Annotated in this window: 13 protein-coding genes; 9 read left to right on the top strand and 4 right to left on the bottom strand. The window is 31.3% G+C overall.

What is annotated here, in order from left to right; genetic code table 11:
- Positions 1-17 precede the first annotated feature (17 nt).
- The 6 genes from obgE to AX016_RS17015 all read left to right on the top strand — a co-directional run bounded on the left by obgE (position 18) and on the right by AX016_RS17015 (position 4,301).
- Positions 18-1,019: a GTPase ObgE gene (gene obgE, locus AX016_RS17030; protein WP_100896752.1), complete on the top strand. Its 1,002-nt coding sequence runs from the start codon at positions 18-20 to the stop codon at positions 1,017-1,019.
- A gap of 103 nt (positions 1,020-1,122) precedes the next feature.
- Positions 1,123-1,650, top strand: coding sequence for a DUF4136 domain-containing protein (locus tag AX016_RS17025; RefSeq protein ID WP_100896751.1), 528 nt, complete (start codon positions 1,123-1,125; stop codon positions 1,648-1,650).
- A gap of 186 nt (positions 1,651-1,836) precedes the next feature.
- The gene (locus AX016_RS17410) at positions 1,837-1,971 is read left to right on the top strand and encodes a hypothetical protein (RefSeq protein WP_013621682.1); all 135 of its coding nucleotides are present in this window, start codon (positions 1,837-1,839) and stop codon (positions 1,969-1,971) included.
- Positions 1,972-2,181: 210 nt separating this feature from the next.
- Positions 2,182-2,316, top strand: a complete 135-nt coding sequence (locus AX016_RS17405) for a hypothetical protein (protein ID WP_286142098.1) — start codon at positions 2,182-2,184, stop codon at positions 2,314-2,316.
- 150 nt (positions 2,317-2,466) lie between these two features.
- Complete coding sequence (locus AX016_RS17020) at positions 2,467-3,555, top strand: sensor histidine kinase (protein WP_100896750.1); 1,089 nt, start codon at positions 2,467-2,469, stop codon at positions 3,553-3,555.
- Positions 3,552-4,301, top strand: a complete 750-nt coding sequence (locus tag AX016_RS17015) for a LytR/AlgR family response regulator transcription factor (RefSeq protein ID WP_100896749.1) — start codon at positions 3,552-3,554, stop codon at positions 4,299-4,301. The genes AX016_RS17020 and AX016_RS17015 overlap by 4 nt, the downstream gene beginning before the upstream one ends.
- 187 nt (positions 4,302-4,488) lie before the next feature.
- On the opposite strand, the gene cls is transcribed toward AX016_RS17015, so the two are convergent.
- Both cls and AX016_RS17005 read right to left on the bottom strand, forming a co-directional pair.
- Entirely contained in the window at positions 4,489-5,946 is a 1,458-nt protein-coding gene (gene cls / locus AX016_RS17010; RefSeq protein WP_100896748.1) for a cardiolipin synthase, read from the bottom strand.
- Positions 5,947-5,996: 50 nt separating this feature from the next.
- Entirely contained in the window at positions 5,997-12,038 is a 6,042-nt protein-coding gene (locus tag AX016_RS17005) for an alpha-2-macroglobulin family protein (protein WP_100896747.1), read from the bottom strand.
- A gap of 253 nt (positions 12,039-12,291) precedes the next feature.
- Here AX016_RS17005 and AX016_RS17000 point away from each other — a divergent pair, with 253 nt between their 5' ends.
- Together AX016_RS17000 and AX016_RS16995 are read left to right on the top strand one after the other, a co-directional pair.
- Complete coding sequence (locus AX016_RS17000) at positions 12,292-13,650, top strand: UDP-N-acetylmuramate--L-alanine ligase (RefSeq protein ID WP_100896889.1); 1,359 nt, start codon at positions 12,292-12,294, stop codon at positions 13,648-13,650.
- Positions 13,651-13,720: 70 nt separating this feature from the next.
- Positions 13,721-15,820 (top strand): hypothetical protein, encoded by a 2,100-nt coding sequence (locus AX016_RS16995; RefSeq protein ID WP_100896746.1) that lies wholly within the window; start codon positions 13,721-13,723, stop codon positions 15,818-15,820.
- A 77-nt stretch (positions 15,821-15,897) separates the two neighbouring features.
- On the opposite strand, the gene AX016_RS16990 is transcribed toward AX016_RS16995, so the two are convergent.
- Together AX016_RS16990 and AX016_RS16985 are read right to left on the bottom strand one after the other, a co-directional pair.
- Positions 15,898-18,396, bottom strand: a complete 2,499-nt coding sequence (locus tag AX016_RS16990; protein WP_100896745.1) for an Hsp70 family protein — start codon at positions 18,394-18,396, stop codon at positions 15,898-15,900.
- A 6-nt stretch (positions 18,397-18,402) separates the two neighbouring features.
- The gene (locus tag AX016_RS16985) at positions 18,403-18,696 is read right to left on the bottom strand and encodes a hypothetical protein (protein ID WP_100896744.1); all 294 of its coding nucleotides are present in this window, start codon (positions 18,694-18,696) and stop codon (positions 18,403-18,405) included.
- Positions 18,697-18,770: 74 nt separating this feature from the next.
- Between AX016_RS16985 and radC the strand changes: the two genes are divergently transcribed.
- Positions 18,771-19,469: a RadC family protein gene (gene radC / locus AX016_RS16980; RefSeq protein WP_100896743.1), complete on the top strand. Its 699-nt coding sequence runs from the start codon at positions 18,771-18,773 to the stop codon at positions 19,467-19,469.
- The last annotated feature ends 75 nt before the right edge of the window (positions 19,470-19,544 follow it).

Genomic DNA, 19,544 nt, shown 5'->3' with positions numbered 1-19,544 from the left:
TTCCATAACCTAAAACAATGACCGAAGGTAATTTTGTAGACTATGTAAAGATGACGGTTTCTTCTGGTAACGGAGGTAAAGGCTCTGTGCACTTGCATAGAGAAAAGTATATTACCAAAGGTGGTCCAGATGGTGGTGATGGTGGCCGTGGTGGTCATATTATTTTGCGTGGTAACAAAAACTTGTGGACTTTATTAAATTATAAGGTACAAAGACACTTTAAAGCCGGACACGGTGAGCACGGTAGTAAAGGCCGTAGTTCTGGTGCAGACGGACAAGATGTGTATATGGATGTGCCACTAGGAACAGTTGTTAGGGATACAGAAACTAACGAAATTGTACTAGAGGTTACAGAACACGGAGAAGAAGTAATACTAGTAAAAGGTGGTTTAGGTGGCCGTGGTAACTGGCATTTTAAAACTAGTACCAACCAAACTCCTAGATATGCACAGCCAGGAATGTCTGGTGAGGAAATGCAAATAACTCTAGAGTTAAAAGTATTGGCAGATGTAGGTTTAGTTGGTTTTCCTAATGCAGGTAAATCTACTTTATTATCTGTGTTAACTTCTGCAAAGCCTAAAATTGCAGATTATGAGTTTACTACGCTAAAACCAAACTTAGGAATTGTGCAGTATCGCGATTTTCAGAGTTTTGTAATGGCAGATATACCTGGTATTATAGAAGGTGCAGCAGAAGGTAAAGGCTTAGGGCATTACTTTTTAAGACATATAGAGCGTAATGCTACTTTATTATTTTTAATACCTGCAGACAGTAAGGATATTGGTAAAGAATATAAAATACTGTTAGACGAGTTAAAAAGATATAACCCAGAACTTATAGATAAGGAACGTTTTGTTGTAATTTCTAAAAGTGATATGTTAGATGATGAACTTATTGCAGAAATGAGTGTTGAGTTAGACAGAGACTTAGATGGTGCAACATATATGTTTATTTCTTCTGTAGCACAGCAAGGTTTGCAAGAGTTAAAAGATAAATTATGGCAGCAGCTTAACAATTAATTTGTTTAATTGTAGGGTGTTACCATATCTTTTTAATAACTTTAAAAGGCTATACCTCTTGTTTAAACCGTATATTAGATAAGTGCAACTAAAATATATACCAATGAAAAGCTACGTATCTCTACTTTTAATTTTATTGTTTGTCTCTTGTAACACTATACGTGTAAATTATGATTACGATAAAGATTTAGACTTTACGGCTTACACTACATATGGTTTTTATATGGATATGAAAACCGGTTTAAACGATTTAGATACCAAACGTTTGCTAAACGCTGTAGAAGATGTTATGCGTACAAAAGGGTTTAAATTAGCAGAAGAACCAGAGATTTATATTAATATTACGGCACAAGTATATAAAGGAACACCAAACAACTCTGTTGGTGTTGGTTTAGGTGGTGGCGGTAATAATATTGGTGGCGGACTGTCTGTTGGTTTGCCAATTGGCGGAGCCCAATTAGATAGAGAAATTACGTTTGACTTTATAGATGTACAAAGAGATGCATTAGTATGGCAAGCAACTAGCGTTAGTGGCTACAAAGAAAACCAAACACCAGAAGCTAAAGAGCTTAAATTGCTGCAAATAGTAGAAAAAGCACTAAGTAAATACCCTCCCAAAGTAAAAAAATAATTAGTTTGTTGCTTGTAATATAGCTAGTTATGTGCTGTGTGTACAGCAATTTCAATTCAATTCTTCAAAATTACCGTTCGCTAATCTTAAATTACCGTTTGTCATAAAACGGATTTTTTTAGGGATAAGCTGCTATACCTTTACATCATAATTAAACAACTAATAACAACCTTAAATTTTTGTATTATGAAAAATAGAATAGCAATCATCAAAAAAGCAGAACAAATTAAAGCCTTATTAATATGTAGCATTATAGCAATAGTGCCAGTATACCACGTAGGCTACAAATTAGGCGGTGCTATTGTACAATTATTTGTATAAGAAACCAAGGTGTTAACCTGTATTGCCGTTTAGGTTTTAAATACTACCGTTCGCCATAAATTACCTAAAAAGACACTTAAACTATTTTATTTTTGAATCATCAATCAAAAACAAATCATCAATCAATCAATCAATCAACAACAGTTCATTAATAAATAGTTCATCAATCAAAATCATCAATCAAAATCATCAAATTTAAAACTAACAGTTATGCAGAAACCAACAACTTTAACCAAAAAAGTAAATGCAATTGCTTATGGTATTTTAATTAGCACTTTTGCTCTTGCACTACTTTTTGGTTTGGGTTACAATTTTGGTAAACTTTTGTATCACTTAGGATTTTAAAAACAAGTAATCAACCATTAACCATCAATCTAAAAAAAAATATTATGATACTACTAGCAGAATTATTGATTGTCGTAATTTTAAACATTATCGCTTAAGCATAATTATAAAAAGCTTTTATTAGCGTATTAATGTATTAGAATAAATTTAATGAAACTTATAAATAACTGGAAATACTGGGTTTTTGCCTTAATAGGATGGTTGGTTTTAATACTATCCACACTAACTTTTGACAAAGTCTCTTACGGATTAGAATATGCAGACCAAAACGAATATTACGGTTACATAGGTTACTTAATAGGAGAAGGTATTGCTTGTGGCTTACTAGCATATGCAATGTCTTTTATATTATTATATTATATAGAAAAGCACATAGCGTTTGGTAATCTTAAAAAACGAAACGTAGTTAGTTTGGTATTGCTTTTTATTGGAGTTCAGATAATATATTCTTTAATTTTATGGCCAATGTTAGATGTGGTTCAGAGTATTTCTAGTTTTGAATCTGAAAAAAGCTTAACAGACTCTATAAATTGGTTTATGCGTTTAACAAATATACCATTCTTCTCTGCAATGTTTGTGATATGGCTTTTTACAGTTTTAGTTATAAAAGCCTATGACTATAACAAAAACATTACTCTTAAACAGTTTAAGTTAGAGGGGAGTTTAAAGGAGTCTCAGTTAAACTCTTTAAAGGGGCAAATTAATCCTCATTTTATGTTTAATAGCTTAAACAATATTAGAGGCTTAATGTTAGAAGACGTTGGTAAGTCTAGAGAAATGCTTACAAAATTGTCTGAAATGCTCAGGTATTCTTTAATTAAGAACGATGTAAATTCTATTGCTTTGGAAGAAGAGTTAGATATGGTAGAGAATTATATAGCCTTATCTAAAATTCAGTTTGAAGATAGGTTAGAGTTTGTAAAAGAAGTAGACCCTAACTCACTATCTGTTTCTATACCACCAATGATAATACAGTTATTGGTAGAAAATGCAGCAAAACACGGAATTGCAAATCTAATTAAAGGAGGTACAATTACCTTAATTACAAACAGAACAGAAAAATATTTGCATATTATTGTGCGTAATACAGGTAAATTAAAAATAGTAAAAGGCTCTACACAGTTAGGTCTTAAAAATATAAAACAACGACTACGGTTGTTATACGGAAACTTAGCAGAGTTTTCTTTAGAAGAGATAAATGAAGAGGTAGTAGCAAATATTAAAATACCAATGGTATGAGTATGATTAAAGCAGTTATAGTAGAAGACTCTAGGTTAGCCAGAAATGAGCTAAAAGAATTGATAAAAAACCAAGGTGAGATAGAAATTCTTGGTGAAGCAGAAAATGTAGATGAAGGCTACAAGTTAATTAATGAAACACAGCCCGACCTATTATTTTTAGACATTAATATGCCAGAAAAAGATGGTTTTGAACTTTTAGAAATGCTAGATAAAGTACCAATTACGGTATTTACAACAGCTTTTGATGAGTATGCAATTAAATCTTTTGAGTATAATGCATTGGATTATATTTTAAAACCTATTAATGCAAAACGCTTTGGAAAGGCAATAGAAAAAGTAAAGGTCCAGTTAGAAGGTTCTACTGCAGAAAGTAGCGAAGAAAATGTTACTAACGAGACTAAAGAGAAGCTAACAGAAAGTAGTCAGATTTTTATAAAAGATGGCGATAAATGTTGGTTGGTAAAAATAGGAGATATTTCTTTGTTTGAAATTGTAGGTAATTACACGCGCGTATATTTTAAAGGCGAAAAACCAATGTTATATAAGTCTTTAAACCAAGTTGAAGAAAAACTACCAGATCATAACTTTTTTAGAGTAAACAGGCAGCAAATTATAAATGTAAATTATATAGCTAATGTTGTGCCTTGGTTTAATGGTAAGCTTAAATTAACAATGAACTCTGGTGAAGAAGTAGAGGTGTCTAGAAGACAGTCTTACATTTTTAAAGATAAAATGAGTATTTAAAAAAGATACAAAAAAGTAATGACTAAATCGTGGGGTAAAAAACCACTACTTTTTATGCATCTTTCAGGAAATTAGCCATAGAGTAGGCCTGTGTATTTGATGTAGTAATAATTTAAATTTAGTTGTGTTTTCTAAAGTTAATTAAAATATTTGAAATCTTCAATTTAAAACACTAAAAAACAATTAGTTATAGCATTGGGGAGAGTAACTTAGCTATTTTGTCTGTTAATTTAATATACCAAGGTCTGTTAATCCACTTTTCTTTATCTATTTGTTCAGAGTCAATTAAGTCATTATAAAATGCAGTGGTAAGTTCTGTGGCAATTTCTTCATCATAAACAATAGCGTTTACTTCAAAATTAAGCTCAAAACTTCTAGTATCCATATTGGCTGTACCAACAATAGCTATTTTTTTATCTGTAACTATAGTTTTTGCATGTACAAATCCTTTTTTATATCTGTATATTTCTACTCCTGCATTTAATATTTCTCTGTAATATGCTCTAGATGCTGCGTTAACTAGTAGTGTGTCTGAGTTGTACGGAACTAGTAGTTTTACTTTTAAACCACTCATAGCAGCAATATTTAAAGCATCTAACATACTTTCACCGGGAATAAAATAAGGAGTAGTAATTAAAATTTCTTCTTCAGCTAAGTAAATTGCCTGTAAAATAGAATATAAAATTGTAGGCGAGTTAGAGTCTGGACCACTAGCAGCAATTTGTACTAACTTAGTATCTGTGTACGTAAAAGAATTAAAAGGCACATACATACCTTTCTCTAAAATTAAATTTTGAGTAGAACAAGAATTCCAGTCAGACAAGAATATATATTGCAGGTAAGTAACCGCAGGCCCTTCAATTTTTAAGTGTGTATCTCTCCAAAAAACACGATCTGTACTATTCTTTTTATTTACATAGTTATCACTCACATTTATACCACCAACAAAACCTACTTTGCCATCTATTACAATAATTTTACGGTGGTTACGGTAGTTAAGTCTGTTTGCAAATGCAATTAATTTTATTTTATAAAACGGTACAGCTTCTATACCTGCATCTCTTAACCTGCTACTTAGTGTTTTTCTTATTTCAGAACTACCATAATCATCATAAATAAACCTAATTTTTACACCTTCTTTTGCTTTTTTAAGAAGCAATTTTTCTATTGTATTTCCAATTTCATCATCTCTAAAAATGTAGTACTCTATGTGTATATGGTGTTTTGCGGCTTCAATAGCTTTTAAGACTTCCGGAAATTTGTTTTCGCCATTTAGTAAAATCTTTACGGTGTTATTGTTGGTAAGTGGGCTAGTGGTATCTTTTAACAAAAGGTTTACCAATTCTGATCTACTTTTGGCAGACTCATTACCGTTTGCCAATACCTCTTTAGAGTGTGCAATAATTTCCTTTTCTAAAACTTCTTTTTGTCTCACATCCAACAAAGACTTGTTGGCATACATTTTATGCTTTCTGTAATTTATACCAAAAGAAAAATAAATGATAATACCTATAAAAGGCAAAAACACTGCACTTAATAAATAAGCAAGTGTTTTTGTTGTGCCTCTTGTATCATAAATTATACGTAGACAAGTAAAAATTAATAAGGGTACGTATAGTATTTCTAATAGCAGTATCCAGTTCATAAAAAACAGTTTATCTTGTTAAGATAAGCAATACATTTGTTTAACGTATACTATTTGTTAACAGAAACACGTACACCTTTACTATGGCTACTAAATTCTGGTGCATACATACTTTGTATTGTTGTAATGCCATTGCTAAAATCGCCAGCATTATTTACACGTAAATCATACTCAAATACATAAACTCCTTTAGGTAAATAATCAAAAAAGAAATTTGTGCTAGCGTCTTTTGTGCTTTCATAATACCCTAAGCCGTCTTGCCATTTGTATCTAGATATTACATTTAAAGGCTCCAATCCAGAGGCCCTCATATCTTTCATATGTACAAATTCCATTGCTCTGTCTGCTCTAAGCTCTATGCGTACTTTTACCAAATCACCTACCACCAATTTTGTGTTTTTAGTAATTTCTGATATTTGCTCGCCAGTATTTGTATTCTTTTTTAAGAATAATTTTTTAGATAATTTAAGCGGTGTTTCTGCAGATGTAATTTTGTCTAAATCTTCAAAATACTGCCAGTACATAGCGCCCCAAGCAATACCATTACCTTTTTTGGTAATTTGTACATCTGCCATTTTAGGTTCTATTTCTTTACTATTCCAAGCTGTTTTATAATAACCAGTGCCAGCTTCAACTTTAACATCTTCTAATTTGTTAGGGTCTATTTTCTTATCACCCACCAAAACATCTACAGCGTCTGTAACAGAGAGCCAATCGCTACCTTGTAAAAGCAATGCGTAAACAGCTTCTGTAGTCGCTTTTGTGGTTTTCCATTGGTTGGTTTGCTTGTTTTTAAGCAACCAAATTTTTAGATTATCAACTGTTTCTGTATTGTTTTCTATTTCTGCAAAAGCTTCAATTAATAACGACTGAGTTTCAATTGGCGCTTGGTACCAATACCAAGAGTTGGTGTTTTCTTTCCAGTACATTCCTAATTCATCAGAAGTAATACTGTTTTGCTTTAGAGATTTTAAAATCTTTTTAGCAGTAGCATCTTCATCCATTCTAAACAAACTTAAAGCAAGTAAACCTTTATTGTATAGGCTACGTTTGTTCCAATATTTTTTAGCTTGATCTCTGTAATATTCTGTAACTTCTTTTGTTTTTTTAGATGCTTTAACATCCGGATAAAAACTACGCATATACAAGTAATGAAGCTGCATATTGCTTAAGTGATCACTTTTTAAGTCAGAGCTATGCTTTTTCATATACTCATACTCACTCACAAATTCTTTATCTAAGTAGGCAATTGCCTTATTAATCATTTTACCTACATCTTTATCCGTATTGTTTAGAGCTTTTAGGGCATCTAAATGTCCAAATCCAGTAATAATATGTTGTGTAATGTACCTGCTTTCTTTGCCTCCGTTAAACCAAGCCCAACCACCTTTATTAGTCTGGTTGTTTGTTAATCTACGCACAACTGCAGCTTGCTCACTTTTCATTTTATTTAAATTAAAAAGTAATGCAATACGTTTTTTCTGTTCCGTCTCAGACTGTGCATCTCTTAACCAAGGAGTTTCTTGTATTAAAAGCGATTTTAATTCTTGGTTTTTTTCTAAGTTGCTAAGTAACGCATCAGAATTTGCCCATTGTTTAAAAACCTCTTGTATTCTAGGATTGCTATTTGCAATGTGACTAGCCAATGTATTTGCATAATATCTAGAAAAAAGTTGCTCATTACACTCGTGCGGATACTCCATTAAATACGGTAATGCTTGCACTGCATACCAAGCAGGATTAGATGTTATTTCTAAACTTAATTTATGATTTGTTAATGTTGTAGATGTGTTATTTTTTAATTTATCTAAGCTGAATTTTTTAGTTTGATTGCTTCTTACCCACATAGGTAAAGTTTCTGTTACCAACATTCTATTTGTAAGTACCGGAAGCAAATTTTGCTCACCGTCACTAAAATTGCCTGCCTTAGCAATAACAGTATATTGTACAGCCTGAAGATTTTTTGGAATTTCTAATGTCCAAGAAACTTGTGTGTTTCCTTTAGCATCTACAGAGAAGTTATTTTCTGTAACAGATGTTATTAATTCTGATGTAATATCTTTACCACTAACAGCATCTTTAAGTTCTAAGGTCGCAAGACCAGATAAGTTTTTCTCTGTAATATTTGCAATTTTACTACTAAAAATAAGCTTATCTCCTTCACGTAAAAAACGAGGAGCATTAGGCATTACCATTAGCTCTTTTTGGGTTACAGTTTGCAATGTAGTAACAGCGCTTTCTAAACTTTTAGTATGTGCCAATAATTGTAATTTCCATTTAGTTAACGCTTCTGGGGTAGTAAAATTAAAAGATACATTACCCTCTTTATCAGTTTGCAATTCTGGAAAAAAGAAAGCTGTTTCCTGTAAGTTTTTTCTAATTTTAACCTCCTCTTTTTCTTTTTTAGGAGGAGCAGGAGCAGTGGTGTCTTTTTTAGACTCCATTGGGCTACTTATAGCATCATCCAAAGCACCAGAATCACTTTCTTCTACAACAACTATTTCTTCAGTATCTTCAGCAACCATTTCCATGGCAACAGGTGATGCAGATTTTCTCATTACAGATAAAGACCTACGATTGTAATAAGAGTTACCTATATACAACCCATACCAATTAAAAGCGTCATAATTTTGTCCTTGGTATATATACTCATAGAATTCATTATTATAAACTGTAAACGAATCTTCAGAAAAACTTTTGTAAGCACTACTTCTTATGTTATTAGAGTGGTTTTTATGGTGTATTGGGTAAAAATACCAGCTGTGGCTTCTAAATTCATCCAAGGAAGCATCATACATACTTGCTAATATTTCTGCAGCAACTTTATCTCCTTTAGAGCCTTTAATTTTAAATTTCCAAGTTTCATCTGTACCAGGTTGTATTTTATCTCTAAAAGTTACTGTTTCTATTTCTAATGATGTACTTGGGTGTGGAACATTAATATATACTTTATCATTTTTAAAAGAATTGTAAGCCGTAAAAGTATAGTTAATAGACAAGCCACCTATATCTTCTTTGGTAATTGGTATTTTTATTGTTTTAGAACAGTTACTAAGTGTTATTATTTTTGTTTCAATAGGTTTGTTACTTCTATCTATATACAACGTAACATTTAAAGGTGTTGCTGCAGATAACAGTTTAACTTCTACATTATCTCCAACGCTGTAACTATTTTTGTCGATTTTTATATCAAAAAGTTCGTTGTCTGCTGTAGTTTTATCTGTGTTGCTAAATAAACTTGCTATTGCCTTGTCTGTAACAGTTTGTCCAAATTTATCTTTAGCTTCTAGCTCAATAATATACTTACCAGATTCCCATTTTTTAATAGTAGGCAAATTAATTACAGAAGATTTTTTAGTGTCAAAATTAGTACTCCATAATAGTGGTCCCTTGTCCCAATCTCTTGGTTGCTGCTTTTTGTATATTTCGTTAGGGAAGTTTGTGCTAAACGTAGTTTCATCTATTTTGTAATCTGGAGCAGACCAAGGTCTACTGCGTTTTACATTTTTAGGTGCTTGTAATTTATATATTTTTAACGACCCTTTTGCGGCAGTAAACTGTCCGTTTAAGTTAGCAGTATTAACATATAATACGCTATCTTTTTTAGTTTTATCTATTTGCGAGCTTACATTTATAGTGGCATTTAAACTATGGTAACCAACTCTAACTACAGTTGTAGTACTTTTTGTTTCTCCATTAATATCTGTAACATCTGCAGTAATTTCATAATTAAAAATAGGAGAGTTATCCTTGTTTACACTTTTTTCTGGTATAGCCTTAAAGGTTATTTGGTAGTTTCCATTAGCATCTGTTTTAGTTTCCCCGTGTTTAATTTCTTGTGGTGTGCTATTATAGTAGGGTACTCTCCAATAATACCAGTTAGGATATCTAACCAACCTTTTTACGGTGTAAACAACTTTAGCATCAGTAATTGTGCTACCAGCAAAAGCATTGGCTGTACCGTTTACCGTTACCATATCATTAACCTTGTAGGTCTCTGTAACAGGTTTAAAAGTTGTTGTAAATTTAGGTCGTTTGTATTCTTCTACAGAAAAATAACTGGTATTACTTATTTTGTTGCTACTAGATATTGCTTCTATAGTAAAATTACCTGTTAAGCCGTTACTAGGTAATATAAATTCTCCATTAAAAGAGCCATATTCATTTGTAGTTAACTCTAAAGATTTTACAGCTTGGTAATTCACATCTTTTAGCGTTACAGTAACCTTAATGTTTTCTAATATGTCAGATTTATTATTTTTTTGGTTAATAGCAATACCTTTAAAATAAACAGGTTGCCCTGGTCTGTAAATACTACGGTCTGTGAATAAAAAAGCATTATTATAATTTATATTACTATTACTGTTGGCTTTAGTGTATACATTATAAGTGCCAAATGTAGCGTAATCATCATTACTACTAACCTTTAGTTTTATATTGCGCCACCTTTGGTCTGTTTTGTGAATGGTAACCATACCCAAGCTATTGGTTTTAAATTTAGCGTGTTGTACAGGGTCATTATACGTTTTATGATATTCTAACTTAACTGTAGCATTTGCAATAGGCTTACCATTTGCTCTGTTTACTACCTGAAAATAATCTGCTGTATTTGTAGTACTATTTACAACAGCCAAGTCTGTTACTTGTATGGCACTATACCCGTAAGTTTTTGTTAATTTAGTAGGTTCTGCAAGTATAAGTAGTTGTCCTACATTTAATTTTGGTATAATAACTTCAGTAGTATGGTTTTGGTAATCTTTTTCGTTTTTTAATTTAGACTTCCACGTTTTTACACTTTTAAGCTTTTTTATATACTGTAGCTTTTTGTCATCATCATAAATTGTATCTAACGTATATAATTGCTTGTCTGAAATTGTATAGGCTGTAAAATTTAAATCGTTTACATTTTTATACCTAACAAGTACTTTAGACGGTTTGTTAACTTGTATGTAACTTTCTGTGCTTATGTCAAGTCTACTTCTTTTTATGGTTGTAACCAAGTCGTTACACATTTCTGCGGCTCTACTTTTAGGAAATTTAGCAACTACAGCTTCACAAATTTTAATAGCATCATTTTTCTTCCATTGGTTTTTTGGTATTACGCTATTTGGATGGTAACTATCTCCTTTGGTGTTGTAATAGGTAGCAATATTGTAATTGTATAAACCAGAAACAGCATCGTTTTTATAAGTGTTTGCCATTTTTTTTAAGGTTGATATGTAGTGTTTATCTTTCTCTAAAAAAACAGCGTTATTGTAAACAAAATTTAATCGTTCTAAATCTACTTCAACAAAAGCCTTTGGTGAAGCATCGTTTTTATGAAAATCTAATAAGCCTTGATAAACTTTTAAAGCTTTAGACTTTAATGATGTTTTATCGTCTTCGTTAATAGGTAAACTAATAAAATCTGTTCCACTGCATAGCATATTTTGGTCATCAATCTCAAACTGATCAGCAGGTCTAGTTATGCTACTTTCATCTGTTTTATAAAACTCTAATGCAGTATGCGATAAAAGGTCAAACAGTGTAGGTCTGTATATTTTAGAATCTTTTCTGTTGTTTAATAACAAGTCAAACTCATCTACTTTAATCTTTTGTAATGCACTGCTATTTTTTAAGGAGGACTTAAAATTAGTGTCAATTTCATAAAATAAAGTAGTTAAATCCCAAGTTCTAAAATCTATACTATCTACTTTAGTTTCAGTTGTAGTTCTATTGTAAAAACGATATCTATTTTGTCTAAAATATTGTAAATATAAATTAGCTAAATAACTGTGTAAAACGTTTTTTGTAGGTGTGTCACTATTAGCAATTTCAGATTTAAAATTTGTTATAATAGATAACACAGCATCTTCCTCTAAAGTCATTGCATATTTAGAGATGTACAACAATGCTTTTACATTCTGTGGCGAGTTGTCTTCTTTTTTTGCTTTGGCAGCAATTGCTTGCACTGTTTCTAGGGCAGATTTGGTCATAGAAGACTTCTCGTGCTTTTCTACGGTTTTCCAAAGTGCGTCAAAACTGTTATTTTCTTGTGCCATTGCTATGTTTGCAAATAAAATTAGAACTATAATAGAAGTTAAATTTTTCATTATCTGTATGTTATCTTGTTAAGATTTGTAAATCTAAATCTGCATTAAATGTACTAACAAATTTGAGCTTTATAGTACAACTATGCAATTAAGAATGCGTTAACTTACCTTTTAAGTGAGTAAAGTCATCTAAACAGATCAAAAGTAGTACCAATCTAAGTTTTTTACATCCCTATTTACCGTGTAATTGTCTGTTGTGTTTATTTTTTTTAAACCTATTTGTATTGTTATCTTTACAGCTATAATTTTACGTATGAAAATTCATTTTATAGCCATTGGCGGTAGTGCAATGCACAATTTGGCATTAGCCTTAGAACATAAAGGATACACAATTACAGGTAGTGACGATGTTATTTTTGAACCTTCTAAAAGTAGGTTAGAAGCAAAAGGATTGTTGCCAGAATCTTTTGGTTGGTTTACAGATAAAGTTACTGCAGATTTAGATGCGGTTATTTTGGGTATGCACGCTAAAGAAGATAATCCAGAGCTTTTAAGAGCAAAAGAGCTTGGACTTACTATTTATTCTTATCCAGAGTTTTTATACGAGCAAAGTAAAAATAAAACAAGAGTTGTTATAGGCGGTAGCCACGGAAAAACAACAATTACATCTATGATTTTGCACGTGCTTAATTACCACGGCAGAGAAGTAGATTATATGGTTGGTGCACAATTAGATGGTTTTGATAGAATGGTGCATTTAACAGAAGAAAACGACTTTATTATTTTAGAGGGCGATGAGTATTTGTCTTCTCCTATAGACAGGCGACCAAAGTTTCATTTGTACAAGCCTAATATTGCTTTGTTAAGCGGAATTGCGTGGGACCATATTAACGTTTTTCCTACGTTTGAAAACTATGTGGAGCAATTTAAAATATTTGTAGATAGTATTGTTAAAGGAGGAAGCATAACTTACAATGAAGAAGATGTAGAAGTAGTTAAAGTTGTAGAGGCATCTGAAAACCCAATACGTAAGTTAGGATACTCAACTCCAGATTATACTATTGAAGATGGCGAAACCTTGTTAGAAACTCCAGAAGGTCCTATGCCAATTGAAGTTTTTGGTAAACACAACCTAAGTAATTTAGCAGGTGCAAAATGGATTTGCCAAAACATAGGAATAGACGAAGACGATTTTTACGAGGCAATAGCAACTTTTAAAGGAGCTTCTAAAAGGCTAGAGAAAATTGCAGAGAGTAAAACGTGTGTTGCTTATAAAGATTTTGCACACTCACCAAGTAAAGTGGCAGCCACTACAAAAGCAGTTAAAGAACAATATGCAAACAGAAAATTAATAGCTTTTTTAGAGCTACATACATACAGTAGTTTTAATCCTGAATTTTTAAAAGAATATAAAGGTGCTTTAGATGCTGCAGATGTAGCAGTGGTTTTTTATATTCCAGAATCTGTAGCTATAAAAAAATTAGATCCTGTTAGTCCACAACAAATTAAAGACGCTTTTAAAAGAGATGATTTACAAATTTTAACTAATGCAGCAGCTTTTAAAGATCTTGTAAATAAACAAGATTACAACAACTCTGTTGTTTTGTTTATGAGTTCTGGTAACTATGGTGGTTTAGATTTAAACGATTTTAAAACACTTATAAAACAGTAATTTTTTCTTTTTTAAGTAAATACATCATAAAGTTTAGATATTTTCGTTAAAAGAATATCTAAACTTACTTATGTATATTTCTCCTGTTGACCTTTTAGGACTTTCTCTGGACGAACTTATGAACTTGGATAGCCGAGGAATTATTAGACTAGAAAAAACATTAAAAATACAAAGATTGCGTTCTGGCGCTAATGCCTACAACCCAGAGCAGGTAAGCAGCATAGTAAAACAACTCTCTAGCGAAGAAGAAAAAAAGTCTGTCTACTTTGTAGAAAAACACAGTTATTTAAAACAATTTATTACCACAGGTAAAGATAGTGGAGAAAAAACATTTATTATAGATGCTGCTTTATTAGCAGATACACCAAATATAAAAGAGTTTCTAGAGCCTTATTTTGAAGCTTATTTTATGAAAATGGTAAAAACGGACTTTACTGCAAAAAAGTACGATACCATTATTAAGGCTATGCAACGTAAGGAACTTTTTACAGATAATCTTTTATCTACATATTACCGTTATATAAAATCACAAGCAGATATTATTACTGAAAAAATTAAAGTATCGTCTAATGGAGATTTAATGAGTAGGTGCCCAGAGATTGCTTATAAAAGCTATATTTATTTGCTTAATACAGTTTCTTTAGGGGTAATTTCTCAATCTAAAATGGACTATGTAAGTGCTATGATAGATTATTACAATATAACTAAGAATACTTATTCTGAGTTTCCTAAGGTACAAAGAGCTTTTCGTAATTTTAAGTTAATAGAAGTTACTAGTCAAGAAATAAAAGATTTTTATGCCAAAGCAGCAAACCAAGTAGGGAGTCTTCATCAAGGAGGACAAAGCCAGCAAAGGCCTAATAGTAGACAAACAGATAAAAGTTCTGGTTCGTCTTTTTCAGGCTTAAAAGCAATTGGAATTGTTATTGGGATTATGATATTTTTAGTAAGAGTAGGGCGTATATTTACATCGTCTTCATCATCATCAAATTACTCTACATACAGTTCTCCTAGTTATAAAATTCCTACGTTAGAGTTTTCTTATGAGGATGATAAAACAGCATTTTATTCAGATTTAATACACAAAGCAGAAAATGATAGTTTAGATATAAATAATAAAATAATTATAAAATCTGGAACTACACCATACACAGCTTCTTTTAAAAGCAATGAAGGACTAAGATCTGGCGACTTTATAAAAGTGGTAAACAAAAGAACTAGACCTTTTATTCTTTTTGAGCATTTTAACGTTATAAATTCAGACTACGCAGCTTATACAAGACCTAACGATTCTTTTAAAATAATGAATAAAAACTATTTAGAAGAATTGGTTTTTTATATGGGTGATGATTTTGTGGGTAGCGAAAGTTTAAAACGAGAAACCTATGGATCTTCTACAAAATTAAGTGCTAGTAAAAAGTACTTTAAAAGTGTAAATGAAAAAGAACTAAGTTTTTTAAAAAACAAATATGTTATAGATAGTTTAGGAGCAGACCCTAATATTGTTGTGTATGATGATGATATTGTTTTTACAGATGTGTTTTACCATTTAGAGCCTCATAAAATTTTACCGCCAGAGGTAGAGGAAGTTGAGGAGGTTGAAGAAACTATAATTATGGATAGTGAGCCACATATGTATTATGAAGAGCCTAGTGAAAGTGTTTCAAGAGAAAATAAAACGCCATTTTTTGCAAACTTATTTAAAGGAGAAGATGTTAGTACTGTAAAATGGAGGTTAAAGAATTTAAAAACAGGGGCAAACCCTTTTCCTAGAATATTTAAGAGTATTAAAAGTAATTCTATTACCGGTTATGAGGTTGTGGTTAATAATACTAGTGCAGAAGACGTAATCCTTTTTGGTGTAAACACAGAGCTAAGTAGAGATCAGGCTACATATATAAAAAAGAATACTTCTGTAACGTTAAACTTGCATGATGAAGATGATACCTTATATATTTATATGGGATCTTACTTTTATCAGCATAAAGATGTAGATACAAATTCTACTATAAATTCTCCTAACGGATTTTTTAAGAACTCGTCTAAAATAGGTAAAGACTTATCTAATAAAAGCTTTACCATAACGTATTTAGGTGTAAAACCAGAAATAAATATTACCCCTTTAGGAGTAACCTTAGTGGATATTGAGTATGATGAAAATAAGAGTTAATAAAACTATTAAATACTAAAAAAGAACGGCTGAATTTAATTCAGCCGTTCTTTTTTTATAATACTGTTAACTTAGTTTTAGCTTAAACCAGTTTTGTCTTGGTTGCCAAAAGAGGTCTTTGGTTTGTCATCTGGTAACATATTAGCAAGCTGGTATACAACTTGTTTTACCACTTTGTATTGTCTGTTTTCTAGAGCTTTATCACCTTCTGCAATTAACATATCTGCCTTGTTTTGGTCTGGATAATGATCTATAGATTTGTAATGAAAAAACGGACCTATAAAGTTAGAGTCATCAGCGGTAAAAAGTGCATTTCTAATAGCATCTAATTCTTTAATTTTAGAACGTATTAAGTATTTATTACCAGAGTTTATAAATGTTTTTTCATTAGCAATTACTTTATTTAATTCTGCGGTGTAATACTCACTATTAGTCTCAGATAAATATTGTTTAACAGCTAAAACTGAAGTTCTGTATTCTTCAATATCATTATCTAGTTCTTTATGCCTAGTAAGTAAATCATACTCTTGTATTAAGCTTCTTTTTTTATTATCAATTTTAAATTTAGCATCGGTAACATCAGTATCAGCTAACAAGGTTAGCTCTATTTGTAACTCTATTAAAGCGTGCTCTATATTTTTAAATTTTTGTAATAACTCATAATTTTCTGCGTATTCTGGTTTAGCTTTTTCTTGTTCAATTTTGTGGGTAACTACTCTAATTTCGTTCTCCATTTTAGAACTACTAATGTACCTTTCTGTAGGTTTAAAAGTATTGCTAAACTCTTGGTCGCAGCTGGTTAAAAATATGTCTACAGCAATATCTCTAGACTCAGACACAGAAATATTTAGTTCTATATCTGTTCCTTTAATTAAATCTTGCTCTAGCTCTTTGCCAGTAATTTCTATGTAACCAATTGATAAACCTGAACTAGGTAAACCATTACCATCACCTTCTACAATGTTAATTTGCAACTTGTCATCACTATCTTTTAAAATAGTTTTAGATGCCGATTTATACATTGTTTTTTTAAGAGGTAAAACTGTGTTTTTATTAAATATGGCTTCTAATTTAGTTACGTTGTATTGCACATCATCAACTTCTATGCAAATGTCGTTAGGTAATAATTGACCTTGAATGTTATATTTTCCTTGGTTAATGTGTATGTCATCCGTAGAAAAAAGAACTTCTTGTTGGGCGTTGTAAATTTTTAAATTAAAAGAGTTTACTTGCCCTTCTAGTAAATCTACAAATACATTTACACTGTTTTCTAGCGTAACAAGACCAGTGTCATAGCCGCCATCTTTTCTTATAATTCTATAAAAACCTTGTGTTGGTGTATTTAAAGTAAAAGCAATTAATTCTTCAGAGTCTTTAGTGTTTTTCTCAAATATTAATTTAACAAGTGGTTTGTTTTTAAGAAACTCATTAGCACTATTTTCTGTACTTGTTTTTGTAACATCTTCCTCTTTTAAAGAAGATGGCTTAGAACCTGCATAGTAAGCAGCACCTATGCCAACGGCTGCAGTAGGGTCTACACTGGTATCTATTTCTATAGCTAAGTTTTTTTCTACTTGCTCTCTAACATAGGGTATAAGGGTGCTACCGCCTACCATAATAATTTTTTCTACGTCTGTATTGGTAAGGTTGTTATTGCTTAATATTTTTTTGCAAAAATTAATAGTGTGCTCAACTAAAGGAGCAAGTAAACTATTAAAGTCGGCCCTAGTAACTTCTATACTGGTGTAAATATCTTTTTCTGCATAATCTATGTCTATTTCTGTAGTTTCAAACCTAGAGAGCTCTTTTTTTGCTTCTTCAGCTCTAAATAAAAGTTCAAAATATAATTTTTGCAGCGGGTTGTTAGGTTCTTTAAACTTGTCCCAAAGTTTTGTTTCGTTTAAAATGGGTTCTAATTTAGGAACAATAAGCTTTTCTATAATTAGGTTGTCTATATCCATACCACCTAAAAAATTATCGCCCTCGTTATCTAAAACGTTCATTTCTCTCTCGTTAATTTCTAGCAGAGCAACATCAAAAGTACCACCACCAAAATCGTAAATTAACCACTTTTTAGTTTCGTTTAGCTCTAAATTATTTTTGTTGGCAAAAGCCAAACTAGCAGCAATAGGCTCTTGTAACAAATACACCTCTTTAAAACCAGCTTCATGACCAGCAGTTTTTGTAGCATTAGATTGTATGGTGTCAAAAGAAGAAGGTATTGTAATTACTGCCTCATGCAGTTCTTCACCGGTGTGTATAAAATTTTTAAGTTCTTTTAATACATAAGCGCTGAGCTCTACAGGAGATACATCTTTATTTATGCTTTTTGCAAAATAACGGTCTGTAGTCCCCATTTTTCGTTTAAAACAGGTAAATACATTTAAAGGGTCTTTTTCTAATAAATCTCTTGCTTTATCACCCACTAAAATTCTACTACCCCTAAAAGCAACCGCAGAAGCAAGTGTTTGTTTTTGTCCTATTGGGTTTTTAAAAACCTCTAAAACACCACTCTCATATTTAGCAATTAAACTATTTGTTGTGCCTAAATCTATTCCAAAATTTACTGTTTTCATACTTACTTATTCTACTATTGCTACTCCTTTTTGTATAATAATTAATTGGTCACCATCTTTTTTATATATGATAGGTTTTAGCACCTTGGTAATTTTAGATTTAGTGTTTAATTCATTCATTAAAGTAGCATCTATATCTGTTCTAGATTCTGAAAATTTTTCGCCTAACGGATTTTTTATAAAAAAACCTTGTTCTTCAATTTCATGAAATAAACGTTTTAGGTTTCTGTCAAACAGAGTGATATTATTTTTTTCACTCTTTTGTTCAATTTCGTAAAGCTGATTCAGAATTTCTTTCATTGTATTAGTTATTTATAGAAGTAACGTTTTAATGGGTAAATACGTATGTTAGTAAAGATTATTATCTTTAACAAATGCAAAACCAACCAACCTCGTTCTCAATTAAAAACTGGTCAGATAATGACAAACCTAGGGAAAAATTAGTACAAAAAGGAAAATCAGTACTGTCTGATGCAGAACTAATTGCAATATTAATTGGTTCTGGTAGTAGAAATGAAAGTGCTGTAGAATTATCTAAACGTATTTTAGGGTCTGTAAATAATAATTTAAACGATCTAGGAAAGCTATCTATCAATCAACTTATGCAATTTAAAGGTATAGGAGAAGCAAAAGCAGTTACCATTGCTGCTGCCTTAGAAATGGGCAGACGTAGAAGAGGAGAAGAGGCACAAAAGATAGAAAAAATAGGCAGTAGTAAAGATGTGTTTAATTTATTGCAACCTTTATTAGGAGAGTTACCGCACGAAGAATTTTGGATTATATATCTAAATAACTCTAACAAGGTTATACATAAAGCCCAATTAAGTAAAGGCGGTATAACTGGTACTTTAGTAGATGTACGTTTGGTATTAAAACAAGCCTTAGAGATAGGGGCTATAGGTTTAATTTTAGCACACAATCATCCATCTGGAGGACTAAAGCCAAGTGCTGCAGATAAGCAGATAACAGAGAAACTTAAAAATGCTGCAGCTGCATTAGATATGAAAGTTTTAGACCATATTATAATTACTCAAAGAGAATACTTTAGCTTTGCAGATGATAATTTATTGTAAAAAATAATCTAAAAAATATAAATCGCTAAAATCCATAATGTTACTAATCTATACACATAAAATAACGCCACGTTT

The sequence above is a fragment of the Cellulophaga sp. RHA19 genome (genome assembly GCF_002813425.1).
Classification (GTDB): Bacteria; Bacteroidota; Bacteroidia; order Flavobacteriales; family Flavobacteriaceae; genus Cellulophaga.
Note: the sequence above shows the minus strand (reverse complement) of the source record. Positions and strands in the feature narration are given on the sequence as shown.

What these genes read in the sequence shown, in the direction of transcription:
- obgE (WP_100896752.1), top strand. Translation starts at nt 18, where the DNA reads ATGACCGAAGGTAATTTTGTAGACTATGTAAAGATGACGGTTTCTTCT.
- AX016_RS17025 (WP_100896751.1), top strand. Translation starts at nt 1,123, where the DNA reads ATGAAAAGCTACGTATCTCTACTTTTAATTTTATTGTTTGTCTCTTGT.
- AX016_RS17410 (WP_013621682.1), top strand. Translation starts at nt 1,837, where the DNA reads ATGAAAAATAGAATAGCAATCATCAAAAAAGCAGAACAAATTAAAGCC.
- AX016_RS17405 (WP_286142098.1), top strand. Translation starts at nt 2,182, where the DNA reads ATGCAGAAACCAACAACTTTAACCAAAAAAGTAAATGCAATTGCTTAT.
- AX016_RS17020 (WP_100896750.1), top strand. Translation starts at nt 2,467, where the DNA reads ATGAAACTTATAAATAACTGGAAATACTGGGTTTTTGCCTTAATAGGA.
- AX016_RS17015 (WP_100896749.1), top strand. Translation starts at nt 3,552, where the DNA reads ATGAGTATGATTAAAGCAGTTATAGTAGAAGACTCTAGGTTAGCCAGA.
- cls (WP_100896748.1), bottom strand. Translation starts at nt 5,946, where the DNA reads ATGAACTGGATACTGCTATTAGAAATACTATACGTACCCTTATTAATT.
- AX016_RS17005 (WP_100896747.1), bottom strand. Translation starts at nt 12,038, where the DNA reads ATGAAAAATTTAACTTCTATTATAGTTCTAATTTTATTTGCAAACATA.
- AX016_RS17000 (WP_100896889.1), top strand. Translation starts at nt 12,292, where the DNA reads ATGAAAATTCATTTTATAGCCATTGGCGGTAGTGCAATGCACAATTTG.
- AX016_RS16995 (WP_100896746.1), top strand. Translation starts at nt 13,721, where the DNA reads ATGTATATTTCTCCTGTTGACCTTTTAGGACTTTCTCTGGACGAACTT.
- AX016_RS16990 (WP_100896745.1), bottom strand. Translation starts at nt 18,396, where the DNA reads ATGAAAACAGTAAATTTTGGAATAGATTTAGGCACAACAAATAGTTTA.
- AX016_RS16985 (WP_100896744.1), bottom strand. Translation starts at nt 18,696, where the DNA reads ATGAAAGAAATTCTGAATCAGCTTTACGAAATTGAACAAAAGAGTGAA.
- radC (WP_100896743.1), top strand. Translation starts at nt 18,771, where the DNA reads ATGCAAAACCAACCAACCTCGTTCTCAATTAAAAACTGGTCAGATAAT.